32 protein-coding genes and 1 pseudogene are annotated in these 25,801 nt (G+C 67.8%); 15 read left to right on the top strand and 18 right to left on the bottom strand.

All coding sequences use genetic code 11. The features are described 5' to 3' along the window. Positions 1–6 precede the first annotated feature (6 nt). Entirely contained in the window at positions 7–840 is an 834-nt protein-coding gene (locus FDA38_RS05475) for a S1 family peptidase (RefSeq protein WP_137252953.1), read from the bottom strand. Between the two features lie 248 nt (positions 841–1,088). On the opposite strand from FDA38_RS05475, the gene FDA38_RS05470 reads away from it, so the two are divergent. Together FDA38_RS05470 and FDA38_RS05465 are read left to right on the top strand one after the other, a co-directional pair. Further along, positions 1,089–2,564: an LCP family protein gene (locus FDA38_RS05470; protein WP_137252952.1), complete on the top strand. Its 1,476-nt coding sequence runs from the start codon at positions 1,089–1,091 to the stop codon at positions 2,562–2,564. Positions 2,565–2,570: 6 nt separating this feature from the next. Continuing rightward, the gene (locus tag FDA38_RS05465; protein ID WP_137252951.1) at positions 2,571–3,575 is read left to right on the top strand and encodes a glycosyltransferase family 2 protein; all 1,005 of its coding nucleotides are present in this window, start codon (positions 2,571–2,573) and stop codon (positions 3,573–3,575) included. Here the strand turns inward: FDA38_RS05465 and FDA38_RS05460 are convergent. The 6 genes from FDA38_RS05460 to FDA38_RS05435 are packed head-to-tail and all read right to left on the bottom strand — an operon-like array spanning position 3,572 to position 7,633. Then, complete coding sequence (locus tag FDA38_RS05460) at positions 3,572–4,330, bottom strand: ABC transporter ATP-binding protein (protein WP_137252950.1); 759 nt, start codon at positions 4,328–4,330, stop codon at positions 3,572–3,574. The genes FDA38_RS05465 and FDA38_RS05460 overlap by 4 nt on opposite strands. Beyond that, entirely contained in the window at positions 4,317–5,207 is an 891-nt protein-coding gene (locus FDA38_RS05455) for an ABC transporter permease (protein ID WP_137252949.1), read from the bottom strand. The genes FDA38_RS05460 and FDA38_RS05455 overlap by 14 nt, the downstream gene beginning before the upstream one ends. A 42-nt stretch (positions 5,208–5,249) precedes the next feature. Continuing rightward, positions 5,250–5,951: a tyrosine-protein phosphatase gene (locus tag FDA38_RS05450; protein ID WP_137254135.1), complete on the bottom strand. Its 702-nt coding sequence runs from the start codon at positions 5,949–5,951 to the stop codon at positions 5,250–5,252. Positions 5,952–5,956: 5 nt separating this feature from the next. Beyond that, positions 5,957–6,610 carry a hypothetical protein gene (locus tag FDA38_RS05445; protein ID WP_137252948.1) on the bottom strand — a complete coding sequence of 218 codons (654 nt, stop codon included), beginning with the start codon at positions 6,608–6,610 and terminating at the stop codon, positions 5,957–5,959. Positions 6,611–6,626: 16 nt separating this feature from the next. Continuing rightward, entirely contained in the window at positions 6,627–6,950 is a 324-nt protein-coding gene (locus FDA38_RS05440) for an AzlD domain-containing protein (protein WP_137252947.1), read from the bottom strand. Further along, positions 6,947–7,633, bottom strand: a complete 687-nt coding sequence (locus FDA38_RS05435) for an AzlC family ABC transporter permease (protein WP_137252946.1) — start codon at positions 7,631–7,633, stop codon at positions 6,947–6,949. Before FDA38_RS05435 ends, FDA38_RS05440 begins: the two co-directional genes overlap by 4 nt. A gap of 70 nt (positions 7,634–7,703) precedes the next feature. On the opposite strand from FDA38_RS05435, the gene FDA38_RS05430 reads away from it, so the two are divergent. Both FDA38_RS05430 and FDA38_RS05425 read left to right on the top strand, forming a co-directional pair. Next, positions 7,704–8,258: a helix-turn-helix domain-containing protein gene (locus FDA38_RS05430; protein ID WP_137252945.1), complete on the top strand. Its 555-nt coding sequence runs from the start codon at positions 7,704–7,706 to the stop codon at positions 8,256–8,258. A gap of 107 nt (positions 8,259–8,365) precedes the next feature. Then, on the top strand, positions 8,366–9,442 hold the full coding sequence (locus FDA38_RS05425) for an RICIN domain-containing protein (RefSeq protein WP_137252944.1): 1,077 nt from the start codon (positions 8,366–8,368) through the stop codon (positions 9,440–9,442). Between the two features lie 52 nt (positions 9,443–9,494). Here FDA38_RS05425 and FDA38_RS05420 read toward each other — a convergent pair whose 3' ends face one another. Next, positions 9,495–10,325 carry an SAM-dependent methyltransferase gene (locus tag FDA38_RS05420; RefSeq protein WP_137252943.1) on the bottom strand — a complete coding sequence of 277 codons (831 nt, stop codon included), beginning with the start codon at positions 10,323–10,325 and terminating at the stop codon, positions 9,495–9,497. A gap of 171 nt (positions 10,326–10,496) precedes the next feature. Here FDA38_RS05420 and FDA38_RS05415 point away from each other — a divergent pair, with 171 nt between their 5' ends. Continuing rightward, positions 10,497–11,375 carry a helix-turn-helix domain-containing protein gene (locus tag FDA38_RS05415; RefSeq protein WP_233714534.1) on the top strand — a complete coding sequence of 293 codons (879 nt, stop codon included), beginning with the start codon at positions 10,497–10,499 and terminating at the stop codon, positions 11,373–11,375. Here the strand turns inward: FDA38_RS05415 and FDA38_RS05410 are convergent. Beyond that, positions 11,372–11,863 carry a winged helix-turn-helix transcriptional regulator gene (locus FDA38_RS05410; RefSeq protein WP_202877561.1) on the bottom strand — a complete coding sequence of 164 codons (492 nt, stop codon included), beginning with the start codon at positions 11,861–11,863 and terminating at the stop codon, positions 11,372–11,374. The genes FDA38_RS05415 and FDA38_RS05410 overlap by 4 nt on opposite strands. 6 nt (positions 11,864–11,869) lie before the next feature. Between FDA38_RS05410 and FDA38_RS43360 the strand changes: the two are divergent. Beyond that, a pseudogene (locus FDA38_RS43360) lies at positions 11,870–12,313 on the top strand (GNAT family N-acetyltransferase); the annotation flags it as partial. A gap of 78 nt (positions 12,314–12,391) precedes the next feature. Here the strand turns inward: FDA38_RS43360 and FDA38_RS05400 are convergent. Genes FDA38_RS05400 through FDA38_RS05375 form a run of 6 tightly spaced genes read right to left on the bottom strand, consistent with a single transcriptional unit; the run spans position 12,392 to position 17,122 of the window. Further along, positions 12,392–13,510: an epoxide hydrolase family protein gene (locus FDA38_RS05400; protein ID WP_137252941.1), complete on the bottom strand. Its 1,119-nt coding sequence runs from the start codon at positions 13,508–13,510 to the stop codon at positions 12,392–12,394. Next, positions 13,500–13,847, bottom strand: coding sequence for a VOC family protein (locus FDA38_RS05395; RefSeq protein ID WP_137252940.1), 348 nt, complete (start codon positions 13,845–13,847; stop codon positions 13,500–13,502). The genes FDA38_RS05400 and FDA38_RS05395 overlap by 11 nt, the downstream gene beginning before the upstream one ends. Before the next feature lie 20 nt (positions 13,848–13,867). Then, complete coding sequence (locus tag FDA38_RS05390; RefSeq protein ID WP_137252939.1) at positions 13,868–14,062, bottom strand: ferredoxin; 195 nt, start codon at positions 14,060–14,062, stop codon at positions 13,868–13,870. A gap of 11 nt (positions 14,063–14,073) precedes the next feature. Next, a complete protein-coding gene (locus FDA38_RS05385) occupies positions 14,074–15,273 on the bottom strand; it encodes a cytochrome P450 (RefSeq protein ID WP_137252938.1) in 1,200 nt (399 codons plus the stop codon). Positions 15,274–15,302: 29 nt separating this feature from the next. Further along, the gene (locus FDA38_RS05380) at positions 15,303–16,475 is read right to left on the bottom strand and encodes an NAD(P)/FAD-dependent oxidoreductase (protein ID WP_202877560.1); all 1,173 of its coding nucleotides are present in this window, start codon (positions 16,473–16,475) and stop codon (positions 15,303–15,305) included. Then, on the bottom strand, positions 16,472–17,122 hold the full coding sequence (locus tag FDA38_RS05375) for a TetR/AcrR family transcriptional regulator (protein ID WP_233714533.1): 651 nt from the start codon (positions 17,120–17,122) through the stop codon (positions 16,472–16,474). Before FDA38_RS05375 ends, FDA38_RS05380 begins: the two co-directional genes overlap by 4 nt. A gap of 120 nt (positions 17,123–17,242) precedes the next feature. Here FDA38_RS05375 and FDA38_RS05370 point away from each other — a divergent pair, with 120 nt between their 5' ends. Further along, on the top strand, positions 17,243–18,679 hold the full coding sequence (locus FDA38_RS05370; RefSeq protein ID WP_137252937.1) for an MFS transporter: 1,437 nt from the start codon (positions 17,243–17,245) through the stop codon (positions 18,677–18,679). On the opposite strand, the gene FDA38_RS05365 is transcribed toward FDA38_RS05370, so the two are convergent. Further along, positions 18,676–19,254: a dienelactone hydrolase family protein gene (locus FDA38_RS05365; RefSeq protein ID WP_137252936.1), complete on the bottom strand. Its 579-nt coding sequence runs from the start codon at positions 19,252–19,254 to the stop codon at positions 18,676–18,678. The genes FDA38_RS05370 and FDA38_RS05365 overlap by 4 nt on opposite strands. 57 nt (positions 19,255–19,311) lie before the next feature. Between FDA38_RS05365 and FDA38_RS05360 the strand changes: the two genes are divergently transcribed. Then, positions 19,312–19,887 carry an ArsR/SmtB family transcription factor gene (locus FDA38_RS05360; protein ID WP_137252935.1) on the top strand — a complete coding sequence of 192 codons (576 nt, stop codon included), beginning with the start codon at positions 19,312–19,314 and terminating at the stop codon, positions 19,885–19,887. On the opposite strand, the gene FDA38_RS05355 is transcribed toward FDA38_RS05360, so the two are convergent. Continuing rightward, positions 19,851–20,354 (bottom strand): MarR family winged helix-turn-helix transcriptional regulator, encoded by a 504-nt coding sequence (locus FDA38_RS05355; RefSeq protein WP_137252934.1) that lies wholly within the window; start codon positions 20,352–20,354, stop codon positions 19,851–19,853. The two genes, FDA38_RS05360 and FDA38_RS05355, sit on opposite strands and share 37 nt — an antisense overlap. 58 nt (positions 20,355–20,412) lie before the next feature. Here FDA38_RS05355 and FDA38_RS05350 point away from each other — a divergent pair, with 58 nt between their 5' ends. From FDA38_RS05350 to FDA38_RS05340, 3 genes are read left to right on the top strand one after another with little or no spacing between them, the layout of a single operon-like run. Continuing rightward, entirely contained in the window at positions 20,413–21,324 is a 912-nt protein-coding gene (locus tag FDA38_RS05350; RefSeq protein WP_137252933.1) for a glutamate-cysteine ligase family protein, read from the top strand. A gap of 32 nt (positions 21,325–21,356) precedes the next feature. After that, entirely contained in the window at positions 21,357–22,310 is a 954-nt protein-coding gene (locus FDA38_RS05345) for an ATP-grasp domain-containing protein (protein WP_170989588.1), read from the top strand. Further along, a complete protein-coding gene (locus FDA38_RS05340) occupies positions 22,307–22,705 on the top strand; it encodes an MAPEG family protein (RefSeq protein WP_137252931.1) in 399 nt (132 codons plus the stop codon). The genes FDA38_RS05345 and FDA38_RS05340 overlap by 4 nt, the downstream gene beginning before the upstream one ends. On the opposite strand, the gene FDA38_RS05335 is transcribed toward FDA38_RS05340, so the two are convergent. After that, on the bottom strand, positions 22,683–23,519 hold the full coding sequence (locus tag FDA38_RS05335; RefSeq protein ID WP_137252930.1) for a helix-turn-helix transcriptional regulator: 837 nt from the start codon (positions 23,517–23,519) through the stop codon (positions 22,683–22,685). The genes FDA38_RS05340 and FDA38_RS05335 overlap by 23 nt on opposite strands. A gap of 70 nt (positions 23,520–23,589) precedes the next feature. Between FDA38_RS05335 and FDA38_RS05330 the strand changes: the two genes are divergently transcribed. From FDA38_RS05330 to FDA38_RS05315, 4 genes are all read left to right on the top strand, one after another. Beyond that, on the top strand, positions 23,590–24,408 hold the full coding sequence (locus FDA38_RS05330) for a phytanoyl-CoA dioxygenase family protein (RefSeq protein WP_137252929.1): 819 nt from the start codon (positions 23,590–23,592) through the stop codon (positions 24,406–24,408). A gap of 63 nt (positions 24,409–24,471) precedes the next feature. Continuing rightward, positions 24,472–24,888: a pyridoxamine 5'-phosphate oxidase family protein gene (locus FDA38_RS05325; protein WP_233714532.1), complete on the top strand. Its 417-nt coding sequence runs from the start codon at positions 24,472–24,474 to the stop codon at positions 24,886–24,888. After that, the gene (locus FDA38_RS05320; protein ID WP_137252927.1) at positions 24,885–25,556 is read left to right on the top strand and encodes a DsbA family oxidoreductase; all 672 of its coding nucleotides are present in this window, start codon (positions 24,885–24,887) and stop codon (positions 25,554–25,556) included. The genes FDA38_RS05325 and FDA38_RS05320 overlap by 4 nt, the downstream gene beginning before the upstream one ends. Positions 25,557–25,594: 38 nt before the next feature. Next, positions 25,595–25,798, top strand: coding sequence for a DUF7489 domain-containing protein (locus tag FDA38_RS05315; protein WP_137252926.1), 204 nt, complete (start codon positions 25,595–25,597; stop codon positions 25,796–25,798). The last annotated feature ends 3 nt before the right edge of the window (positions 25,799–25,801 follow it).

Here is a 25,801-nt window from a genome sequence, read left to right as displayed (position 1 = left end):
AAAGGGTCAGCGGCGGCGGGTCGGCTTCGGCAGTTCGCAGCCGGACTTGTTCAGATCGATGCTGCGAGTCGCGGTCAGGCAGGTGTAGAGCCACCAGGTCTGCTGGCCGTACGCCGCGCCCTGCTCGACCGTGACGTTGCCGTTGGCGTCGACCTCGCACGGGTTGTTCACCGTGCAGCGCTCGCCGTCCTCGTTACCGGTGTTGTTGATGCCGATCATCTCGCCGGTCGTCGTGCTCACGACGGGTGATCCCGACGTACCGCCGATCGTCTCGCAACCGGGCTGCTGGTACTTGATCGAGTTCTGCCAGGTCCAGTCGCCCTCGCGCAACTGCGGGATCGTCGCCTGCACCGAGCAGGTGTAGATCCGCTTCCAGTAACCGGACACGACCGCCATCCCGGCGCCGTTTGCCGGGCCCTGCTTGGCCAGCGTGAGCGGGGTGACGTTCAGCCTGCTCTTGATCGATGCGTAGGTCTCGTTGACCTCGTACACGATCATGTCGGTCTTGGTCATCGTGCCGAACAGGATCTTGTCGGCGCGGACCGTACCGGCCCGGCTGGAGTCCGGCTTGAGCAACGTGATCGAGCGCGTCGACGCCTTGTTCACCAGCACCTGGCCGGGCTGCAGGAACCCGCCTTCGTAGCAGTGCCCGTTGGTGAGTACGAGCGCCTTGTCGGTGCTGACGGATTCGGCGTACCGGACGAGGGATGCGGAGCAGTTGCTCAGCGCGGCGATCCCGGTGAAGTCGGTACCGGGTGCGGCGGCTTGGGCCGCACTGGTGCCGAGGAGGGTGGTAGTCGCGACCGCTGTGGCGGCCAGGAACGTACGGAACAGTTTCATGGGGCGGTGTCCTCACTGGTTGTACTTAGAGGACTTCGTAACGCATCCGTCCGCCGCCGACCATCACAACTGTGTCAAGCAGGGTGAGTGCACGGGTTTTCCTGCGCTGTGTGAATGGGCTGCTACTCTTCGTCTCCGGATCCGCCTCCGCCCGAACCAGTTCGTCGCGCGGCACGTCGTACCGAGTGACAAGTGAGGACAAGGTACGGTCGGCAAGAGACCGCCCGGTTGGAGAACGGAAGGACGTCATGCCGCAGGAGAAGCCAGACCTGCGCAATCTCCGCGAGCCGGTCCGGTTCAAGCGGGCGCTGACACTGTTGCTGATGACGCTGATCCTGCCCGGGTCGGCGCAGATCGTCGCGGGCAGCCGGCGCGCGGGCCGCTGGGCCTGGCGGGTCGTCTTCGGGCTGATCGCGATCATCGTGTTCCTGGTCGTCCTCGGCCTGATCTGGCGCTCGGGGACGATCAACTTCCTGGCCCGGCCGGGGACGTTGCGGCTGGTCCAGATCATCCTGATCCTGCTCGCGGTCGGCTGGGCAGCACTGTTCATCGACGCGTACCGGATCTCGCAGCCGCTGACGCTGGAGCGCAACCACCGGCTGATCACCAGCATCCTCGACGGCGCATTGATCTTCGTGGTGGTCGGCGCACTGGTCTACGCGAGTGTGATCGTGAACACCCAGCGGGACTTCGTCGCCAGCGTGTTCGGCAGCGGGAAGTCGTCGAAGGCCGAGAAGGGCCGCTACAACGTGCTGCTGATGGGCGGCGACTCCGGCGCGGACCGGATCGGCACCCGGCCGGACAGCATGACGGTGGCCAGCATCAACGCGGACACCGGCCGGACCGTGCTGATCGGCCTGCCGCGCAACCTGGCCAAGGTCCCGTTCCCGGCCGGTACGGCGATGGCGAAGCAGTTCCCCGACGGCTTCCAGTGGAACAAGTGCGCCGCCGAGTGCCTGCTCAACGCCGTCTACACGTACGCCGCCAACCACAAGACGCTCTTCCCCGGCGACCCGAACCCGGGCGAAACCGCCACCACACAGGCGATCGAGGCCGTCACCGGGCTGAAGATCAACTACTTCGTGCTGATCGACCTGGCCGGGTTCCGCGACCTGCTCAACGCGGTCGGCGGGATCACGCTGGACATCGGCAAACGGGTCCCGATCGGCGGCGGCAGCTCCCCGATCAAGGGCTACATCGAGGCCGGCAAGAACCAGCACCTGGACGGGTACCACGCGCTCTGGTTCGCCCGGTCCCGGGCCGAGTCGTCGGACTACGAGCGGATGGCGCGGCAGAAGTGCGTGATGTCCGCGATGCTGAACCAGCTGTCGCCGTCGACCGTGCTGACCAAGTTCCAGGGCATCGCGTCGGCCAGCAAACAGGTGGTCAAGACCGACATTCCGGCCGGAGAGCTGGGCACTTTCACCGATCTCGCGCTGGACGCGAAGAAGCTCCCGGTGTCAAGCTTCTCCGCGGTCCCGCCGTTGATCCACACCGGCGACCCGGACTTCGCGCTGATCCGGACGAAGGTCGCCGAGGCGATCGCCAAGTCCGAATCGCTGGACAAGGGCGGCTCGGGAGGAGACGGTAAGACTTCGACCACTCCGCGTAGTACCACCGGCACGACCAAGAAGCCGACCACCGGCACCACGAAGAAACCCACCACCTCACCCACCACACCCGCCACCGGCGTCGACGACGTCGCATCGATCTGTAAGGCCTGACCTGATATGCCGCTGTCCCACTGGCCACCCGTATCCGTCGTGATGCCCGTGCTGAACGAGGAACGCCATCTCGAGGAGGCGGTCGGCCGCGTCCTCGAGCAGGACTACCCCGGTGAGCTGGAGGTCGTCCTCGCGATTGGCCCGAGCAAGGACCGGACCCAGGAGATCGCGGACAAGCTGGCCGAGAAGGATCACCGGATCAGCATCGTGCCGAACCCGACCGGCAAGACCCCGGCCGCGCTGAACGTCGGCATCGCCCACGCCAAGCACGACATCCTGGTCCGGGTCGACGGGCACGGCGCGCTCACCGACGGGTACATCACCCGCGCGGTCGAGGTGCTGGACGAGAGCGGCGCGGACAACGTCGGCGGCGTGATGGCCGCCGAGGGCCGGACCCCGACCGAGATGGCGGTCGCCTGCGCGTACCGATCGCGGCTGGGTCTGGGTGCGTCCACGTTCCACCAGGGCGGCAAGGCCGGGCCGGCCGACACCGTGTACCTCGGTGTGTTCCGGCGGGCCGCGCTGGAGCGGGTCGGCGGCTTCGACGAGACCATGCACCGGGCCCAGGACTGGGAGCTCAACTACCGGATCCGCAAGACCGGTGGGCTGATCTGGTTCACCCCGGACCTCTCGGTCACGTACCGGCCGCGCTCGTCGCTGTCCGCGGTGGCGAAGCAGTTCTTCCACACCGGTCAGTGGCGCCGCGAGGTGATCCGCCGGCACCCGGAGACCGCCAACAAGCGGTACCTGGCGCCGCCGGTCGCGGTCATCCTGCTGGCCGTCGGCACGATCCTCGGCATCGTCGGCCTGGCCACCGGCGTCAGCTGGCTCGACCTCGGCTTCATCGCGCCGCTGGGCTACGCGCTGCTGCTGATCTTCGGGTCGGCGATGGAAGGCCGCTACCTGCCCTGGAAGGCCCTGTTCTGGATGCCGCTGGTCTGCGCGACCATGCACGTCTCGTGGGGTCTGGGCTTCCTGATCGGCCTCCGGGAGAAGCCGAAGGCCGTCTAGCCGGCCCGGGTCGACTTGATGTAGGCCTCGACGACCTCGTTGACCGGGCCGTCGAGGCGCAGTACGCCGGCGTCCAGCCAGATCGCGCGGTTGCACGTCTCCTGGACCACCTCGAGGCTGTGGCTGACCAGGAACACCGTGCCGGCCTGGTCCCGGAGCTCCTTGATCTTGCGTTCGGACCGCACCCGGAACTCGGCGTCGCCGGTGGCCAGCGCTTCGTCGACGAGCAGGATGTCGTGCGTCTTCGCGGACGCGATCGCGAACTTGAGCCGCGCCGCCATCCCGGACGAGTACGTCGACATCGGCAGGTCGATGAAGTCACCGATCCCGGAGAACTCCACGATCTCGTCGTACCGGCGCTGGACCTCGGCCGGGGACATGCCCATCGCGAGGCAGCCGAGGACCACGTTGCGGTCGCCGGTGAGGTCGTTCATCATCGCCGCGTTCACGCCCAGCAGCGACGGCCGGCCGCCGGTGTAGACGGCGCCGGACGCGGGCGGCAGCAGGCCGGCGATCGCGCGCAGCAGCGTCGACTTGCCCGAGCCGTTGCGGCCGATCACGCCGATCGCGTCGCCCTTGTTCGCGGTGAAGCTGACGCTCTTGACCGCGTGTACTTCGCGGATCGTCGGCCGGTCCTGCCGTTTCAGGATCCGCCGCAGCGCGGTCGCCGCCGTACCCTTGCCGCCCTGGCCGGCGATCACCTTGTAGATGATGTCGAGCTTGTCGGCGATGACGGTCGGTTCAGCCGCGGCCATAACGGTCCTCCGCCTGCCAGAAGTACCAGAACCCGGCGACCAGCATCACGAACGACCAGACGATCGCGATCGTCCAGGCGTGCGGCAGCTCGTTCTGCTTGTGCTCCTGGAGCAGCGATCGCCGGACGATGTCGATGTACGCCGAGATCGGGTTGAACGCGAGCACCTGGACGACCCACGCCGGCGCGTTCAACTCCTCGAGCTTGGACGGCAGCGAGAAGAAGATCCCGGACGCGTACAGCCAGGTCCGGGTGACGAACGGCAGCAACTGGGTGATGTCGGAGACGAACGTGCCGATCCGCGCGAAGACCAGCGTGATGCCGATGTTGAACATCATCTGCAGCACCATCGCCGGCGCGATCAGGAACCAGCGCCAGGCCGGCCCGTCGGTGAACCCGACCACCACGAACAGGATCGCGAGCGAGACCAGCATCTGGTTCAGCTCGTTCAGCACGTAGGCGAGCGGGAGGGTCGCACGCGGGAAGTGCAGCGTACGGATCAGCGAGAGGTTCAGCGCGAGCGAGCGCGAGCCCTCGGTCATGCAGCGCTGCGTGAACGTGAAGACGAAGATCCCGCTGAGCAGGAACGCGACGTAGTTGTCGATCCCGTTCTTGGTGCCGAGCAGGACACCGAAGGCGAGGTAGTACACGCCGGCGTTGAGCAACGGCGTCAGCACCTGCCAGATCGAGCCGAGGCGCGCTCCGGCGTACATGGCGTAGGTGCGTGCGGTGGCGTAACTGAGGACGAACTGGCGACGGCTCCACAGCTCACGGAGATACGAGCTGAGCGGGGGGCGGATCGAGCTCTTGGAGAGTCCGTAGCGTTCGGCCAAGGCCGCGGGGTCGTCTACCCCGGTCGGCTCTGCGGCGGTCGGCATTGCGCCAATGTACTGCGCTGTGTGATCCGATCGTGACGCAGGTCAGTCGACCAAGCGGGCTCTCAGCTTCGCGAGGTCCTCGCCGGTAAGACCACCATGCAGCAGGTATGCCTCGGGTCCGCCGTACTTCGTGTCGAGGTGGCGCAGGATCGCGACGATCGACTCGGCCCGGGTGTCGCGGAACTCGATCATCTCCGGATGCTTGGACGTATCGGGCTCCGCGGCCAGCTGCTCCTCCAGCCACGGCGCGAGCCGCTCCTGGGTCAGGAAGTAGTCGGCAACGATCTCTTCCTCCGGTACGCCGGCCACACTGAGCGCCAGCGCGACGACCATCCCGGTCCGGTCCTTCCCGCCGTGACAGTGCACGACCACCGCGCCGTCCTCCTCGTCCGCGATCGCCTTCACCGCGGCCGCGAACAGCTCCGGCCGCCGATCGAGCATCCACGTACATGCCTCGACGATGGTCGGCTGCCCGTGATCCGGATCCGCGGGATCCTGCAACGCCTGCCGCACCGCCAACGCCGTACCGGTGAACGGCGTCGGGAACGCCGCGACCTCGCCATCCCCGCGCAGATCAAGGATCCGCCCGACCCCGGCCCGCCGTACCGCCTCCACGCCTTCATCGGTCAGATACTGCAAACTCTCCGACCGGATCAGCACCCCTTCGCGAATCACCCGCCCGTCCGCAGTCGGCAACCCGCCGACATCACGAGCGTTCCGGCACCCGGCCCAGTCGAGATCCATCGCGGTCACCGGTCCTCCGGGCGGTCGGGGTTCGGACCTGGGTTGTACGGCTGGGGCGGTGGGAAGTTGTAGTTCGGCTGCTGGGGATGGCCCGGTGGCGGATAGTTGCCTGGGGCACCTGGTTGGGCGGGGCGGTTGCGGCGGCTCCTGCGGACCGCCCAGATGATCAGGAAGACGATGCCGAGGCCGGCGAAGACCAGGAACGAGAAGATCGCGCCGAGGATCGAGAGCACGAACGCGACGACCGAGGACTTCGGGCCGGCGGCGTACGTCGCGCTGGTCTCGTCGTCGGTGCACGAGATGCTGTAGACACCGGCCGGTACGGTCTGCGCCGAGCGGGCGACGACGTACCAGCTGTTGCCGTTGATCGTGATCGTCTCCGATCCCGTCTCCCGCTTGAGCGGTACGTCGTTGCCGTCGGCGTCCTGCGCCTTGCACGGCGGGGTCAGCACCGGGACGGACGAGTAGATCGTCAGCCCCTCCTCCTTCAGCTCGACCCGCCCGGACTCGATCGGCTGCGGCGTGTGCGGCGCCGTCACCACGATCCGCCAGACGAAGAACCCGACCAGCAGAGCGCCGACGACGAAACAGGCGATGGCGATCATCGGAAGAACCGACTTCTTCGGCGCTGGCATCGGCATGCCGGGCTGCATGGTCATGCCCGCACGGTACCTGCTACGGCACGCCAAGCAGCCTGAGCCCGGCCGCGGTTGCCGCGGCGGCGACCACGACCAGTACGAACGGCGCCTTCCGCCAAGCCAGCACTCCACCGACGAGCACCCCCGCGGGCCGCGCGATTCCAGCCGGCCCATGGCCTTCGGTCAGCGCGGAGGTCGCGACCAGGGCAGTCAGCAGGACGATCGCGGCCGCCGCGAGCAACTGCTGCGCCCGTTCGGGTATCTCGAACCGGCTCCGTAACGCCGGGCCCGCGAACCTGAGCGAAAAGGTGCCTACGGCAAGTACTCCGATACCGACCAGCAGGAGCGGGGTGTTGGTCATCCGGCCACCTCCAGGGCGGGCTTCTCGGCGCGGTAGAAGAGCAGGCCGACCAAGGCGAAGAGGACAGGCAGACCGGCCGGCAGGAACGGAGTTGCCGCCAGCGCCACCACGACACCGATGAGCGCCGCCGTCCGCGTCGACCGGTCGCGCAGGGACGGCAGTACGAGTGCAAGCAGGACCGCGGGGAACGCCGCGTCCAGCCCGAACACATCGGTATCGGTGATCACCGACCCGGCCAGCCCACCGACCACGACGCCGATGTTCCAGCAGACGAAGATGCCGATGCCGCCGGCCCAGTACGCCGCCCGCTTCTGCTCCAACTCGTCCTGCCCCATCGCGAACGCAACGTTCTCGTCCGTCATCACGTGACTGCCGGGGAACCGCCGCCACCCGCTGCCGATCACATCGCTGACCGCCAGCCCGAACGCGACGTGCCGGCTGTTCACCAGCAGCCCCGCGATCATCGCCGCGATCGGGCTGCCGCCGGCCGCGACGATCCCGACGAACAGGAACTGCGACGCACCCGCGAAGACCACGATCGAGAGCAGGATCGGCACCCACAACGGCAGCCCGCCGCCGACGCTGATCGCGCCGTACGAAAGGCCCACGACACCGTCGGCCAGGCAGACCAAGGCAATATCGCGGGCGAGTCCCCGATCGAGTGTTCGCCAAATCGAACGCATGGGCATTATGATGAACAACGATCCGCCCGTTCGTCAAGCCGAACAACCAGACCGATGGAGCGAACACGCGATGGACAACAGGGCACCACTGGACGTGATCGCCGCGTCCCTGCGCCGGCACCGCGCCCGGACCGGCCTCTCCCTCACCGAGGTGGCGAAACGCGCCGGCGTCGCGAAGTCCACGCTGTCGCAACTGGAGTCCGGCACCGGCAACCCCAGCGTGGAAACCCTGTGGGCGTTGGCCGTTGCGCTCGATACCCCGTTCGCGGCGCTCCTTGATCCGCCACGCCCGAAGGTGCAGATCATCCGTGCCGGCGAAGGCCCTGCCATCTACTCCGACCAGGCCGACTACAGCGCCACGCTGGTCGCGTCCAGCCCACCGAACGCGCGCCGCGACATCTACCGCATCGTCGCCTCCCCCGGCCCGGGCCGGAAGTCCGAGCCCCACATGCCCGGCGTCGTCGAACACGTCGTGCTCGGCTCCGGCCGCGCCCTCGTCGGCCCGACCGACGACCCGGTCGAGCTTTTCCCCGGCGACTACATCGCCTACCCCGGCGACCTCCCGCATGTCTTCCAAGCCCTCGAGGAAGGCACAGCGGCCACGCTCGTTTCCGAGCATGTGTAACGTTAACCGCTCACCTCTGGACAACTCCGCGCACGTCTGCGCATCATCAAGTCGAGAGAGCTCTCTGGTCGAAGTCCGCCCCACTTCGCTTGGAGGTAGCACCCCCGATGAGACTCAAATCCCTACTGCTGTGCGCCCTTCTCGGCCTCGCAGCCGCCCTCGTCCCCGGTAGTGCGTCCGCGATCGGCGTCACGCCCGGCACGTACGTCAACTACACGTTCGACTCCGCCTCGCTCACCCAGGCCGAGTTCCGGATGACGATCAACAACTCGCCCGGACGCGCGAACGTCTACTGGTCCAACCAGTTCGACTTCACCGGCGGCGACGTCGGCGGGTACACCGGCATGCAGACCCACCGCGACGGCGGCGGCATGTTCCTGTACTCGCTCTGGAACTCGACCGACATGCGCGTGGGCGACGCCGGCACGTACTGCATCAAGTTCCAGGAGGACGGCACCGGCGGCAGCTGCCGCCTCGACCGAGCCCCGACGCCCGGCCACACCTATGCGTTCGCCGTCGCCAGCGAAGGCAGCGGCTGGTACGGCGTGACCGTCCGCGACCTCACCGCCGGAACGTCGTTCAAACTCGGCAGCCTGCAGACCGGCGCCGGCAACACGATCAGTACGTCAGGAATGGTCAGCTGGACCGAGTACTTCGACTGGAACAACGACAAGGCCACCTGCGACGACGAGCCGTACTCGAAGCTGACGATGAACCTGCCGACCAGCGGGAGTCTCACCGCGCACTTCACCGGCAGCTCGGAAAGCACCGGCTGCGCGGCCGACAGCCAGGTCACACTCAACGGTTCGACAGCCGTCCAGGAGAACGGCATCGGCAACTCGGCCTCCGGCGACATCCGCGGCAGCGGCGGCTGCCTCGACGTCTCCGGCTCGGACGGAACGACGATCCTGCTGTACTCCTGCACCGGCAACGACAACCAGAACTGGGTGCACGCGGAGAACAAGACGTTCCACGCCCAGTTCAGCTGTCTCGACTCGAGCGCGACGCAAGCCGGCGCCGTGATCCTCTACAGCTGCCACGGCGGCGCCAACCAGCAGTGGACGCAGCCCGGCGACGGCACCATCCGCGCCAACGGATTGTGTCTGACCGCACCAGGTGCCCTCGGCAATCCGGTAACCGTTGCCTCATGCAACAATTCGGCGGCGCAGCGCTGGACGTTCTGAAGAACATGACGCCCGGGACCGAGGTGGTCCCGGGCGTCACAATGACCTTGGGTCAGAGCTTGCGGCCGACCCCGCCGACGATGCACTCCTCGACCTGGTTCAGCGGCTTGAGCCGCGGGCCGTCCGGCCACCAGTCGTCGCAGAGCACCAGGCCCGGCGGCACCAGCTCCTGGTCCGGGAAGAACTCCATCAGCTCCTTGCGGGTGCGGAACCGGCCGCTGCCCATCGGGCTGTGGATGAACTTCTCCTCCATCTTCTGGGCGACCGCGGTGTGCTCCGGAGTCTCCGGGTCGTAGAAGTGCGAGATCACCGTGTACGACCCGGGCACCACCGCGTCGACGTACTTCTGCATGATCTGCGCGCCCTCGGTGCCGATGTAGTGGTGCAGCGTGCCGGCCTGGATCACGGCGATCGGCTGGCTGAAGTCGAGGAACTCACGCACCTCGGGCCTGCTGAGCACCTCGTCCGGCTCGAAGATGTCGGCGCTGACGAACAGCGTGTTCTCGTTCTCCTCGAGCAGCGCGCGGCCGTGCGCGAGCACCACCGGGTCGTTGTCGATGTAGAGCACCTTGGCCTCGGGCTGGATCCGCTGCACGACCTGGTGGGTGTTCTCGGCGGTCGGCAGACCGGATCCGCAGTCCAGGTACTGCGTGATACCGGCCTGACCGGCCAGGAACCGGCACGAGCGGATCAGGAAGTTCCGGTTCGACCAGGCCAGGTCCTGGGCCTGCGGCGCGGCGGCCTGCACACCACGCAGTACCTCGCGGTCGACCTCGAAGTTGTCCTTGCCGCCCAAGAAGGCGTCGTAGACCCGGGCGATGCTGGCCCGGCTGGTGTCGACGCCGACGGGGATCGAACTGGGTGCCTGTTTGGCATCGGGCATCGGGTGGACCTCGCAGAGAGTGGTCGGAAATCTGTGAGGCCGACTCTACTGACCGTAGGGCCCGTTGGACACACCGTATCTGCGCGTCGGGGTGGACGAGGTCACTATCTGTTGTGAAATGATCAGCTGTTGCATCGGGACACCACGGGGACAGCGGCTGGGAGGCATGAGGTGACCGAGCCTGGCGCGTACGGCGGCCCGACCGCCCTGCGCATCATGCTTGGCGTGCACCTGCGCCGGCTTCGCGAGGAAGCGCAGATCAGCCGGACCGATGCGGGCTGGGCGATCCGCGGCTCCGAATCCAAGATCAGCCGGCTCGAGCTCGGCCGGGTCGGCTTCAAGGTGCGCGACGTCGACGACCTGCTCACGCTCTACAAGGTCGAGGACGACGACGAGCGCGAACGCCTGCTGACATTGGCCCGCGAGGCCAACAGCCCGGGCTGGTGGCAACGGTTCGACGACCTCACGCCGCAGTGGTTCCACTCCTATCTCGGGCTCGAGATGGCAGCGGATCTCATTCGTACGTTCGAGTTGCAGTTCGTCCCGGGTCTGCTGCAGACACCGGAGTACGCGCGGGCCGTCATGCAGCTCGGCCGGCAGGACGTTCCGTTGTCGCGGACCGAGCAGGATCGCCTTGTTTCGTTGCGAATGAGCCGCCAGGACGTGCTGACGCGGCAACGACCCGCGCGACTCTGGGCGGTCGTCGACGAGGCCGTACTGCGACGTCCGATCGGCAGCCCGGCAATCCTCAAAGCCCAGCTCGAGCACCTGATCGACGCGTCCCGGCGGCACAACGTCACGCTGCAGATCATCCCGTTCTCGAAGGGCGGCTACACCGCGACCGGCGGCGCGTTCACCCTGCTCCGCTTCAACGACGCCGACCTTCCGGACATCGTCTACATCGAGCACCTGACCAGTGCGGTCTATCTCGACAAGCGCGAAGAACTCGACACGTACGTCGTCACGATGGACGCCGTCTCGATCACCGCAGCCCAGCCCCGCGAAACCGAAAAGCTGATCCGTCAGGCGATCGAACGTTTGGATGTCTAGCGTCGTTGGGCTCCAGGACCGGGGCGGAAGGCAACTTCTCGCGGGGTCGGCTCGTGGCCGCTCTCGCAGTGCATGGTGACGGTGACGCGTTCGCCGCAGTCGCCGCGGTGACGCGGCTCGATCGGCGCGCCCGCGGCGAGCGGGAGGTACTCGTCGCCCCACTGGATCATTGCCACCAGCACCGGGTAGAGGTCTAGCCCGGCCTCGGTCAGCCGGTACTCCGAACGCTCGCGCTGGCCGGGCAGCCGGTACGGATGGCGGCGGATCAGGCCGCGCTCGATCAGGGCCGCGAGTCGCTCGGTGAGGACCTGGCGCGGAATGCCGGCCCGGGCGCGAATGTCCTCGAACCGGCGGACGCCGACGAAGATCTCGCGGAGGACGTGAAAAGTCCACTTGTCACCGAGGATCTCCATCACCCGCGAGATCGTGCAGTTCTCCGTGGACCAGTTCATCGCCTCGGGCAGCTGCTCACCGATCACCGTACTCATGGGTTCATGATAAGTCCGCTTGACAGACTCAGCCAAGCAGGGAACGCTGAATCCGTGAACCAGACTCAGGCGAGACCGCCACTCGTCCGTCGCGCCGGCGAACCCGACGCGGACGAGTTGGCCACGATGCTGTCGGGGCTGACCGACCTCAGCCGCTACTTCCGCTTCCAGACCGCGATCGGTTCTCCGCCGCGAGCGGCGTTGCTGCTACGGCTGCTGTGCCCCACCGGCGCGGCCTTCGTGGCAACGCGCGATGACACGATCGTCGGCCACGCGATGTGGGCCTGGGCGCCCGGCGAGGCGACGGCCGAGCTCGCCGCCGTCATCGGTGAGGACGATCAGCGTCGTGGGCTGGGGATCCGGATGCTGGCGATCGCGGCCGCGGATGCGATCGCCGCCGGCGCGAAGCATTTCCTGTTCGTCGTGAGTGCGGCCAACGAACGTTCGATCCGGATGGTCCGCCGCCGTTGGCCGGACGCGACCGTCGAACGTGACGGCACGCTGCTGACGTTCGTCGCGCCGGCGCGGCTACCGGACCAGCCGGAAGAACGCGCGGATGTCGTCGACGAGCAGGTCGGGAGCCTCGAGAGCCGCGAAATGCCCGCCGCGGGTGAACTCCGACCAATGGACGATGTGGTGCCGGCGGTCTAGTACTCGGCGGATCGCTGGATCCGTCGGGAAGACGGCGATGCCGGTCGGCACACTCGGCCGGATGTCGTCGGCGGCGCGGCGGTTCTCGTAGTACAGGTTGGCGGAAGTCGCGCTGGTGTTGGTGAACCAGTAGATCGAGACGTCAGTGAGCAGGTGATCCAGGTCGACCGCATCCTCCGGCAGCGCGCGCTCCGGATCGGTCCACTCCCAGAACTTCTCCAGGATCCACGCCAACTGCCCGACGGGCGAATCGCTCAACCCGTACGACACCGTCTGCGGCCGCGTCCCCTGCAGGTCGGCGTACCCGGTCCCGACTGCACGCAATCGCTCGGCCGCCGCCAACCGCTCTCGTTCCACCTCGGTCTGGACATCACCGGGCTCAACGGGCGGAAACGCCAGCCCGCCGTTGATATGTACGCCGACGACGTGGTCCGGGTCGAGCTGCCCGAGAAGCGGCGACACCACCGATCCCGTGTCGCCACCTTGTGCGCCGTACCGCTCGTATCCGAGCCGGCGCATCAACTCCGCCCAGGCCCGCGCGATCCGCCCGTGATTCCAGCCGTCCTGCAACTGCAGCGAGAAACCATGCCCCGGCACGGACGGCGCGACGACCTGGAAGGCGTCCCGCGGATCTCCGCCGTACGCCGCCGGATCCGTCAGCGGGCCGAGCACCTCGAGGAACTCCGCCACCGACCCCGGCCACCCATGCGTCAGCACCAACGGCAACGCATCCGCTTCCGGCGATCGCACCTGCAGGAAATGAATCGTCTGCCCGTCGATCTCGGTCGTGTACTGCGGATACTCGTTGAGCCGCGCTTCCCACAACCGCCAGTCGTACGCCGCCCACCGCTCCGCGACCCGCTGCAGATACTCGACCGGCACCCCGCGCTCCCACCCGTCCCCGGGTAGTTGCCGAGACCAACGAACTCGCTGCAGCCTGGCGCGCAGATCGTCCAGGTCCGCGTCCGGCACCTGGATGCGGAACTCAGAGATCATGCGCCCGCTCGTGCAGCGGCTCGTACAGCCCGACCTCGCCCCCACCCGGCAATCGGAACGCCGTCAGCACACCCCACCGCTGCCGCTGCACGGGCTGCGAGAACTCGACGCCACGCGAGGTCAGCTCGGCCATCGTCTGCTCGAGGTCGTCACACATCAGCAGCAACTCGTGTGACGCGGCCTCGGCCGGATGCATAGCCACCTCGGCCGGTGGCAGCTTGAAGATCAGCCACCCGTGCCCGGCATCCACCGACGGATACTCCAGCACATCGCGGAAGAACGCACGGTCCGCCTCGGCGTCCGTGCTGTAGATGATCACATGCGCTCCGTTGATCACCTACAGCACTCTAGACGTGATCAGTCCTCGACGACGATGGCCAGCGCCGGGCAGACGGCGGCAGCCTGGTGTACGTCGGCAGCGAGGTCCTCCGGCGGGTTGTCGGTGAGCAGTACGACGATGCCGTCCTCGTCCCGCTGGTCGAACACATCACCGGCCGCGGTCACGCACTGGCCGGAGGCGACGCACCTGTCCTGGTCAACGATGATCTTCATAGGTCGTCCTTTCACCACGTCACGGGGAGTGAGTAGACGCCGTACACGGCGCCGTCGTGCTTGAACGGGATCTCGTCCAGCTCGACGGCCCGGCGCAGCGTCGGGATCCGGCGGTAGAGCGTGCTGTACACGACCTGCAACTCCATCCGCGCCAACGGTTGCCCAAGGCACTGATGTACGCCGAACCCGAACGCGACATGCCGCCGCGCGTCCCGGTGCACGTCCAGCGTGTCCGGGTCGGAGAACATCGACGGATCCCGGTTCGCGATGTCGTTCGGAAGGATCACACCCTCGCCGACCTTGATCACCTGACCGTGCAGCTCGATGTCCTCGAGCACCGCCCGCCGACGGCCGTTGTGCGTGATGTTCAGGTACCGCAACAGCTCCTCGACCGCGCCCGCAACCACCTTCGGGTCGTCGGTCTCCCGCAGTACGGCCAGCTGTTCCGGGTGCTCCAGCAGCGCAAGGGTGCCGAGGGCAATCATGTTCGCGGTGGTCTCGTGCCCGGCGATCAGCAGCAGTACGCCGATGCCGGCCGCGTCCCGGCGAGTCAGCTCACCGGCCTTGACGCGCTCGCCCAGGCCGGACAGCAGGTCGTCCTGCGGGTTCGCGAGCTTCTCGCCCATCAGCTCGTTCAAGTAGCGGCCGATGTTGTTCCGGGCCTGCGTCCGCTCCTCGACCGACGCGGTCGTGCGGATCAGGATACGGCTGTTCTGCTGGAAGAACTCGTGGTCGTCGTACGGGACCCCGAGCAGCCGGCAGATCACCAGCGACGGCACCGGCAGCGCGAACGCCTCGACGAGGTCGACCGGCTTCGGACCCGCGAGCAGATCGTCCACCAGCCCGTCGACGATCGCCTGCACCTGCGGCCGCATCGCCTCGATCCGCTTGATCATGAACGGCGCGGTCACCATCCGCCGCAGCCGCGCGTGCTCCGGGTCGTCCATCAGGATGAACCCGATCCCGGCGTCCTCGCCGGTCGGGATCGCCCGGGCGACGGTGTTCGGGTAGCCGGGTTTGTTGACGTCGGAGCTCAGTCGCGGATCGGCGAGCAGGGTGCGCTGGTCGTCGTACCGCGTGACCAGCCAGGCGGTCGTGTCGAAGATCCGGACCTTGACCAACGGCGCCTCGTCCTGCAGTTCGCGCAACTGCGGCGGCGGGTCGAACGGGCAACCTTGTGCCCGGGTCATCGGATAGACCGGAGTAGTCATACGAATCCTTCCCCAGAGAGGTATTCGAGTTACACCAGGTGCTCCCGGTGCAGGCGGGTCTGTTTCGGCATGTTCCAACCGAGCACCGCGACGAGACGATCGCCGCGGCGGTAGTGGGCGACGAACCGGCCGTCGGCGATGTTGCCCTCAGCAACGGTCACCTCGGCGTCGGCCGTCGGGCGACCGTGGACCTGGAGCTTCACGGTGAACTGGTCGGTCCAGAAGTACGGGATCGGCCGGTACGGCTGCTCGTCGCCGAGGATGTTGGCGGCGACACACAGCGCCTGCTCGGTCGCGTTGGTCCGATTCTCCAGCCGGACAAGGGAATCATCATGCTGCCACCGGGCGACGTCACCGGCCGCATAGATCCCGTCGGCGGCGCGACAATGCGCATCACACACGACTCCGTTGTCGAGCCGGAGCCCACTCCCCTCCAACCACCCGGTCGCCGGGGCCGCACCCAACGCGACGACGACCACATCAGCCGGCAACACCTCACCATCCGCCAGCTGCACGCCGCGCACACGCCCATCCACCCCGGTCAACCCGGTCAACCCGGTCAACCCGGTCAACCCGGTCAACCCGGTCACCGCCGTGCCGAGTCGAAGGTCGACACCCTCGGCACGGTGCAGTTCCCCTAGCAGTGCACCGACTACGGGGCCGAGTTGGCTTTCCAGGAGGAACGTCTGCGGGCCGGCCAGCGTGACCTGGCGGCCGAGGTTGCGGGCGGTGGCGGCGATCTCGGCTCCGAGAACTCCGTCGCCGACCACAACAACCCGATCAGCTACCAGTAGGTCTTTGCGCAGGGCGGCTGCGTCATCGAGGGTGCGCAGTACATGCACGCCCTCGAGCTCGGGGCCCAGAAGGCGGCGTGGGGTCAGGCCGGTTGCGATGACCACCGCGTCAGCTGTCAAGGCGCGGTCGGCGGCGGTTCGGACAACGCGTCGTTCGGCGTCCAGGGCAACTGCGGGATCGCCGAGGACGAAGTCGGCATCGAGCGCGGACAGCATCGCGTCCGGGCGCAGGCGGGTCCGTGCCTCGTCCCAGTCGCCGCAGAGGAACTGTTTCGACAGCGGCGGCCGGTCGTACGGCGGGTGCCACTCGGCGCCGAGGACCGTGATCGGCTCGCGATATCCCTTGCGTCGCAGGGCTTCCACGGTTGTCAGGCCGGCCGCGGAAGCACCCACCACGAGCACACTCACGAACTCACCGGTGCGGTCAGCAGCCCGACGATTCCGTCGATCAGACCGTCGGCCATCTCCTGCCAGGTCGCCCGCGCCGTCGGCGTACCCTCGGCCTGCGCTCGCTCGAACTCCGCGGTCATCTGGATGATCAGATGCCGGGCCATGTCGCCACGCTCCATCCGGACCGCCGGCGGCAGGTCCGCGAGGTGTTCGCCGAGCCCTTCGACCACGCGTTGCAGGGTCGGCGAGTTCAGCGACTCCTGGAGCTGGATGTCGCGGAGCAACGGGTCGTACATCAGCTGGGCGCTGAACCGCGCGAGCCAGCTGGGCGGACCCAGACTGCTCATGTGGTCGGTCGCCGACCGGACCAGCACCGTCACCCAGTCCCGGACGGACGGATCCGCGCCGAGCTCCGCGATCAGCTCGCGGCGCCGCTCCTCGACCGGCACCGCGTGCTTGCGGACGATCTCCCGGACCAGGTCGGTCTTGGTCCCGAAGTGGTACCCGACCGCGGTGTTGTTGCCCTGCCCGGCCGCCTCGCTGATCTGCCGGTTCGACACCTCGTGCACGCCACGCTCGGCGAACATCCGCTCGGCCGTCGCCAGGATCAGGTCCCGGGTCGCGTTCACCCGCGCAGCCCTGACTGTCTGATCACTCTTGGTCACAGGACATCACCTCCGCGTGGTTGCTCTTCCAGCTTGCCTCGCCTACTTGTTTAAGTCAACTGCCTGACTTAGTCTTTGGTTGCAGAAACCAACTATCTAGTTCAGCCCAGGAGGCTGCTGATGTCCGCTGCTCCCACCGTGCGGGCCGGCGCTGTCGTGCCGGTGCTCGCCTCGGCCGGTATCACGGTCGCGCTGATGCAGACGCTGGTGATCCCGCTGGTCCCCGAGCTGCCGAAACTGCTGAACGCGTCGGCCGCCGGAACCGCCTGGGCGATCACCGCGACCCTGCTCGCGGCCGCGGTCGCGACCCCGATCATGGGCCGCCTCGGCGATATGTACGGCAAGCGCCGGATGCTGCTGATCAGCATCGGCATGCTGGTGGCCGGCTCGGTCGTCGCCGCGCTGAGCAGCTCGCTCGTGCCGATGATCGCCGGCCGCGCACTCCAGGGCATGGCCGCGGGCGTGATCCCGCTCGGCATCAGCATCATGCGCGACGAACTGCCACCCGAGAAGGTCGGTACCGCGGTCGCGCAGATGAGCGCCTCGCTCGGCGTCGGCGGCGCACTCGGCCTGCCACTCGCGGCGCTGCTCGCGGAGAACTTCAACTGGCACACGCTGTTCTGGCTGTCGGCCGGCCTCGGCGTGATCGTGTTCGGGTTGGTACTGCGGTTCGTCCCGGAGTCGTCCGTACGCTCCGGCGGCCGGTTCGACCTGCTCGGCGGGCTGGGACTGTCGATCGGCCTGATCTCGTTGCTGCTGGCAATCTCTCAGGGCGCGAGCTGGGGCTGGACCGGTGGCCGGACGCTCGGCCTGTTCGCACTTGCGGTCGTCGCGCTGCTCGCCTGGGGCTGGTGGGAACGCCGTACCAGCGAGCCGCTCGTCGATCTGCGGACGACGGCTCGTCCGCAGGTGTTGCTGACCAACCTGGCGTCGATGGTGTTCGGGTTCGCGATGTTCGCCATGTCGCTGGTGCTGCCGCAGCTGCTGCAGATGCCTAAGGCAACTGGTTTCGGGCTCGGCCAGTCGATGCTCGCATCCGGTCTGGTGATGGGCCCGTCCGGCCTCGTCATGCTGATCGCCGCGCCGTTCTCGGCGAAGATCTCCAGGACCCGCGGCCCGAAGGTCACGCTGATGCTCGGCGCGGTCGTGGTCGCCGCCGGGTACGCCGTGGGCAGTGTGCTGATGGGATCGGTCTGGGAGCTCGTGCTGGTCTCGCTGCTGATCGGCGCCGGCATCGGCCTGGCGTACGGCGCGATGCCGGCGCTGATCATGGCCGCCGTACCGGTCTCGGAGACCGCGGCCGCGAACAGCTTCAACACGCTGATGCGCTCGATCGGGACCTCGGTCTCCAGCGCGGTCGCCGGCGTGATCCTGGCCAACCTGACGATCCGCCTCGGCGGCTACACGCTGCCCTCGCAGAGCGGCTTCCGCACTGTCCTGCTCATCGGCGCGGGCGCCGCCCTCGCCGCGCTGGCGATCGCATCCTTCATCCCGACGCGACGGACCGAGGCTCCGGCCGCCGCGGTCGCAGTGGAGTCCGCAGCGGCCGAGGCTTAAGCGAGCTTGCTGAGGAAGTCGAGGGTGCGCTGCATCAGCAGCTTGGCGGCACCCTCGTCGTACCCGGGGAGCGACGAGTCGGCGAAGAGGTGCTCCTTGCCGGGATAGAGGAACAGTTCCGCGGTGTCGACGGCGGCGACCAGGGCTTTGGCAGAGTCCAGGTCGCCGCCTTCCTCGGCGAACCACGGATCCTGGTCCATGCCGTGCACCTGCACCGGCACACCGTCCGGCCACGTGCCGAACTCCTCCACCGGGAGGCACGAGTCGAAGAAGAGCGCACCGACGGCACCCGGACGGGTCTGCGTGAGCTGCTGCGCGGGCATCACGCCGAGCGAGAATCCGGCGTACACGATGTTCTCGGGCAGGCTCTGCGCGGCTTCGACGCCGCGCTCCAGGAGCACGCCGAAGCCGGTCTTCTTCGCATATCCGATGCCCTCGTCGAGGGTCGCGAAGGCGTTGCCCTCGTAGACGTCCGGCGTGTGCACGGTGTGACCCGCCTGCCGGAGCTCGTCGGCGAACGCCTTCACCCCCTCGGTCAGCCCCTGGGCGTGGTGGAACAGCACGATCTCGGCCATCTTGGCTCCAATGATCCAGATATCTCGAACAATCCGTGATGCTAGTCTATTCGAACCATGTCAATCAACAGGTCGGTGCCGGACTACGAGCTGGCGGACACCATCGAGCTGACCACCGCGGAGCAGGTGCGGGCGATCAGCGACCCGTTGCGGACGACGATTCTCGGGCTGTTGCACGAGCGGGCCGCGACGGTGACCGAGCTGGCCACCGCGGTCGGCCGGCCGAAGAGCACGGTCGCGCATCACGTGAAGGTGCTGACCGACGCCGGCATCCTGCAGGTGGTCCGGACCCGGCGGGTGCGGGCGATCGAGGAGCGCTTCTACGGCCGCGCGGCGCGGATGTTCTACGTCGGGCTCGGCCGCCAGGGCGGCGAGTTGCCGCATGATTTCAACGACTTCGAGGTCGCGGCGGAGGAGTCCAAACCGGCGTACGACGCGGGTGACATGTTCTCGCTGATCCGGCACGCCCGGATCCCGGCGGACCGCGCGAAGGAGTTCTGGCAGCAGGTCGCCGCGCTGGTCCACGACTTCGACCAGCTCCCGCGGGCGGGCGACACGACGTACGGCTTCACCGTCGGTCTCTACCCGATCGTCGACTACCCGACCTTGCCTCCGGCGGACGACGAGATCTGAGCCTCGTGTTCGGCTGAGACGCGGTCGAGGACGTCGACGATGCGGGCGAGGACATCGCGGGCAACGGCGTACTCCTGCTCGCCGAACTCCTCGGCGAAGCGTTTCTCCAGGTCGATCAGGTACTGGTAGCCGTCGCCGGCCACGGCCAGTCCGTGCTCGGAGTAGGTGACCACCTTGGCCCGGCCGTCGTCCGGATCGGAGCGCATCTCGAGCAGGTCGAGCGCGACCATGTCGCGGATCACCTCACCCATCGACTGCCGGGTGATCCCCGCCCGCAGCGCCATGTCCGCGGCCCGGGCGCCATCCGTGTGCAGAAAGCCGAAGACCGAGTTGTGCGCCATCTTCACCTCGGTGTGCCCGTCGAGATGAGCCCGCCGGACCATGTCGGACTGCAGCGCGCGATTGGCCCGCTCGACCAGCGCGATCAACGGCTTCTCGTCAGGTCGTGGCACCTCAGCTCTTGACATGTCGTAAGGATACCTTCCAATATTTCGACAGGAAACCTTACGGTATCAGGAGGGCCCGATGGATGCCATGGAGCTTCACCCAGTGGTTGCGGGCCTGTTCGCGCGGGGGCGCCGGCGGACGGTCCGGGTCGCGGTCGAGCAGGAGTACGTGGTCGCCGACGCGGATGGCGGCGTGGTCCCGATCGAGCGGGTACGGCGGGCGGCCGCGGGGGCGATGGCGGCGCCGTACGTCACGTTCGAACCGGGCGGTCAGCTCGAGCTGAGCCTGCCGCCGTCACTCGACCCGGTCGGGGACCTGGCGGCGCTGACCGCGGATTTGCGGACTCGGCTCGGCCAGGTCGGTATCACGTTGCTGACGATCCCGGTGGATCCGAGGATGGATGTGCCGCTGCAGCTGACGTCCTCGCGGTACGTCGCGATGCAACGGCACTTCGACTCGATCGGACCGGCCGGGCGACGGATGATGCGGCGTACCGCGTCGACTCAGATCTGCCTGGACTGGTGGCCGGGGGCGGCCGGTCTGGAGCAGTGGCGGGTGTTGAATCTCGCCGGGCCGTTCGTCGCTGCGGCGTTCGCGCGGGACGGCGGGCGGTTGAGCACGTGGCTGGACGTGGACCCGACGCGAACCGGGTTCGACGACCGGGTGCTCCGGGGCGACGACCCGATCAGGTCCTACACAGCCTTCGCTCTCGGGGCCACACAGTTCTTGGAAGGTGCGGGGGCACACCTCACCACGTTGTTCCCGCCGGTGCGTCCACGCGGCACCTACCTGGAGGTCCGCTTCCTCGACGCGCAGGAACCAGCCGGGGTCGAACGCGCGATCGCCGCACTCAGCCAGTTGATGTACGACGACGCCCACCGCCGAGCGGTCCTCCGCGCACTGGAACCCGAGCAAGCCAACCTGCCGGAACACTGGCAAGCCGCCGCCACAGCCTCACTGGCATCCAACTGGCAGGAGGTCGCAGCATGAGCGCCGCGGGCAGGGATTGGGGTGGGCGGGGCGTGCTGTTTGTTACTGATCCGCTGACGGGGCTGGCTGGGGACATCGACGCCAGTGTCGGGTTGATGTGGGCGACGCAGGAGCTCGGGCTCGACGTCTGGTGTTGTGGGCCGGAGGAGCTGGCGGTTGTTGAGGGGCGGGTGCGGGCTCATGCCCGGCGGATCCGGCTTCGGCCGCGGCAAGCGCCCGGCGGCGACCATCGGTGGATCGTCGACGCGACCTGGTGGGACGAGCTCGGGTCGGCGGTCATCGACGTCGCCTCGCTCGGGCTCGTCCACCTGCGGATCGATCCGCCGGTCGACGCGCGGTACCTGCACACGACGTACCTGCTCGATCTGGTGGAGTGCGCCGGCACACGCGTGATCAACCGCCCGGAAGGCATTCGCGCGATGCACGAGAAGCTGGTCGCGCTGCACTTCCCCGAGCTCTGTCCCCCGACGTACGTCGGCGCGGATCCGACCGAACTTCGAGGGTTCGTCGCACGTGTCGGCACCGCGGTGGTCAAGCCTGTCGACGGATTCGCAGGTCTCGACGTCTGGCTCGTGCACGACGACCAGGGCGCGGTCGCGCTGCTCGAGTCCGCGAGCCACGGCGGACAACAGCAGGTGATCGCTCAGCAATACCTGCCTGCTGTTGCGCACGGCAACAAACGCCTGTTCCTGCTCGACGGCGAAATAGTCGGCGCCGTACTTCGCCGACCCGCCGTCGACGACTTCCGGATCGGACCGCCGGTCGCGCCGGCCGAGCCCGACGAGGACGATCGCGCGATCGTCACCGCCCTCGGTCCCGTACTGCGGAAGCACGGTCTCGCCATCGCCGGTCTCGATGTGATCGGCGGCCGGCTGATCGAGGTCAACGTCACCTGCCCGGGCGGCATGCACAAGACCGACGCCCTGCTCGGGACCCAACTCAGTCAAACCATCGTGAGCCGTTTGTTCGAAGGAGTACTCGTATGAGCCTCGACACCATCACCATCGTCTGTATCGCGCTGCTGGGCATCCTGCTGTTCCTGCTCGGCGCCAACGTCACCCGGAACCGCGCACTCCGCGGCGCCGGGAACCAACTCCCCACCGATCCCACCGACCGGCTGATGATCGCGGTCCGCGCACACGGCAACGCCGCCGAGTACATCCCGACGATGATCGTCCTGCTGCTCGTCTGTTCGGTGCTGTCCGACAGTTGGGTGGTCGACGCGCTCGCGATCGCCGCCGTGTTCGTCCGCTACGTTCACGCGGTCGGCATGCTCAGGTCGCCCAGCCTCGCCACCCACGGCCCGCTGCGCGATGTCGGTGCCATGGGCACCTATCTCGTCGGGCTCGCGTTGGGCGTCACTGCGCTGGTGACGATCTGAACGCCGTCGGAGTGGTCCCGGTCAGCTGACGGAACACGCGGGCGAAGTGCTGGCTGGAGCTGAACCCGAGGCTGACGGCCAGCGCGGTGATGGTGATGTCGCTGGTCTCGAGGAGTTGGCGGGCGCGGTCGATCCGGCGTTCGTTCAAATACCGATGTGGCGGCTGGCCGAGCTCGGTGGTGAACAGCTCGGCCAGGTACGCCGGTGCGAGACCGGTGCGATCGCCAAACTCCCGCAGGGTCCAGCGCTCGTGAAACTCCTGGTCCAGCAGGCGTTTCACGGTCCGCACCGCCGGGTGCATCGCAAGCTGCGGTACGGCGGCCGGCGCCAGACACCGGGACACCGCGAGCATCAGATGGTCGACCGCAAGCGTCAGCCCGGTGTCGGCGTACTCGTAGCGCGTGGTGACCTCGCGGACCAGTTGCGCGAACGCGTGGGTGAGCTCACCAGCCTCACGATGTACGACGGTCTTCGGCCAGGGCAGCGCGAGCGCGGGCTGACGTCGTACGACGGGTTCGCGGTCGATCGCGGCGAAGTAGAAGTGGTGGTTGCCGGAACGGCCGGCCAGGTGGTGAGTGACACCGGGCGGTACGGCGAACAGGTGCCCCGGGTGGAGGACGTAGCTCTCGCCGCCGGCGACCCAGTGCGTACTGCCGTGCTGCTGCAGGTAGACCTCCCAGACCGGATGCTCGTGCGGCTCGATCAGGAACTGCTCCGGCACCCACTGCTCGCCCGCGTGCAGGAGGCCGCTGTCGCCCGCGAATCCTTCGGCATGGAATCCGGCGCGGAGGCCGCTGGGACGATGCAAGGACACCTGAAGATTGTGTCCAGTTGCCTGAACATCGGCAACGCCGTACCGGGCTCTCGATTCCTAGGTTGTCCGCATGGAGCTACCTGGAGCAGACGACATCGCCTTCTACCGCGAGCACGGCTACTGGATCTCGCCGGTGATCGTGCCGTCCGACGTACTCGACGCGGCCGAGCGCGGGATGGAGCGGTTCTACGCCGGCGACCACGATCACGCGTTACCCGATCTGCCCGCGACACGAGGCTGGCAGGCCGCGGATGGCGACGTACTGCGGAAGAACGACTACTCGTCCTTGCGCGTCGACGAACTGGGCACGTTGGTAAGACACCCGGCAATTGGCGCGACGGCGGCTGCGCTCTCCGGAGCGGACGGGATCCGGCTGTGGCACGACCAGTTGTTGTTCAAGCCGCCGGGTGGGTCGGCGCGGGTGGGGTGGCACACGGATCGGCAGTACTGGCAGTCGTGTACGTCGGACGACATGCTCACCGCGTGGGTCGGGTTCCACGACGTGGATGAGGTGAACGGCGCGGTCGGGTTCCTCCCCGGCAGTCATCGGTGGTCGGTGACCGGGCTGGACTTCTTCTCGCAGGACAACGCCGGCCTGGAGGCGTCGATCGCGGCGCAGGGGTTCGACCCGACTCCCGTCGTACCGCGGATGAAGCGGGGGCAGGTCAGCTTCCACCACTGCCGGACCGTGCACGGCAGTTCGGCGAATCTGAGTACGGCGCCGCGCCGGTCGATCGCCATTCACCTGCAGCCGGCGAGCAACCGCTGGCGTCCCGGTTCGGCTCACCCCAACGACACGCTCGTACGGCGGAATCCCGATCCGGACTACACGGATCCGGCGATCCAGCCGACGCTCTGGCCACTTGATAACCGGACCGCGGTCCGTTAGCTTCGTGGCATGCGAGGACTCGAGCGAATCAACGAGCTTGGACGGCAGGATCACTTTCTGGCGGTGGCGATCACGCAGCGACGGTCCGGCGAGCCGGCCGCCTCGGTGGTCAACGCCGGCGTGCTCGACCACCCCTTGACCGGCGAGCCGATCGTGGCGTTCGTCGCGCGCGGGCACACCGCGAAGCTGAAGCATCTGCGGCGGACCCCGCAGGCGACGCTGGTGTTCCGCGCGGGGTGGCAGTGGATCGGCGTCAGCGGATCGGTCGAGCTGGCCGGGCCGGACGATCCGCTGCCTGGGATCGATGCGGAGCGCCTGCGGGTGTTGCTGCGCGACATCTACGCGGCGGCGGGCGGAGTACATCCGGATCTCGACGAGTACGACCGCGAGATGGTCGCGGACCGGCGTACGGCGGTGTTGATCCGCCCGGAGCACTTCACGAACAACCCACCCGGCGCCGACCACCAGGAGGACGCGTGAACGTCGCGGCTAACACGATCCAGGTGTGGTCGGACCTGCTGTGCCCCTTCGCGCATGTGGCGATCTACCGCCTCCGGGCGGCGCGGACCAAGCTCGGGTTGGACGATGTGGTGCGGCTCGATCACCACACCTTCGCGCTCGAGCTGTTCAACGGACCGCACTCGCGACCGGGGACGGACAGCGAGGCGGTCGGGCTCGGGCAGCTCGCGCCGGAGATCGGGTTCCGGCTGTGGACGCAGCCGGACTGGACCTACCCTTCCACCGTGCTGCTCGCCGCCGAGGCCGTGCATGCGGCCAAAGCCCGAGGATTGCGGGCATCTGAGGATCTGGACTCCGCGCTTCGGCGGGCGTTCTGGTTCGAGTCCCGGACGATCGGCCACCGCCAGGTGATCCTCGAGGTCGCCGCGGAGGTCGATTCCGTCGACGCCGCCGCGCTGGCCACCGCCCTGGATGACGGACGAGCGCGCAGCGCAGTCATGGCCGATCACGCCGTCGCGATCACAGACGCAGTACAAGGCAGTCCGCACCTGTTCCTCCCGGACGGGAGCTCGGTCCACAACCCCGGCATCGAGGTCCACTGGGAGGGGCCGTGGGCCTCTGGCTACCCGATCGCCGAGGCCACCGATCCCGGTTGGCCGGAGCGATTCCTGAACCTCGCCGCGAGCTAGGCTCGACTCGACCACTCACCGTGATCGAAGGAGTACTCATGGCCAACGAGGATGCGTGGAGCGGGGTTGTCGTGAAGAAGTCGCGGGCGATGCTCGACGGCTCGAATCTGTACCGCCGGCTCGAGGTCGAGCTCGACGGCGGCGAGAAGCAGAAGGTCAAGGTGCCGCGCGACCTGTGGAAGCAGCTCGAGGTGGGCGACCGGGTCAGCAAGGCGGCCGGCGCCGACCCGGTCCGCGGGTGAAAT

Origin of the sequence: Kribbella jiaozuonensis (genome assembly GCF_005233875.1) — a bacterium.
Taxonomy (GTDB): Bacteria; Actinomycetota; Actinomycetes; order Propionibacteriales; family Kribbellaceae; genus Kribbella; species Kribbella jiaozuonensis.
Note: the sequence above shows the minus strand (reverse complement) of the source record. Positions and strands in the feature narration are given on the sequence as shown.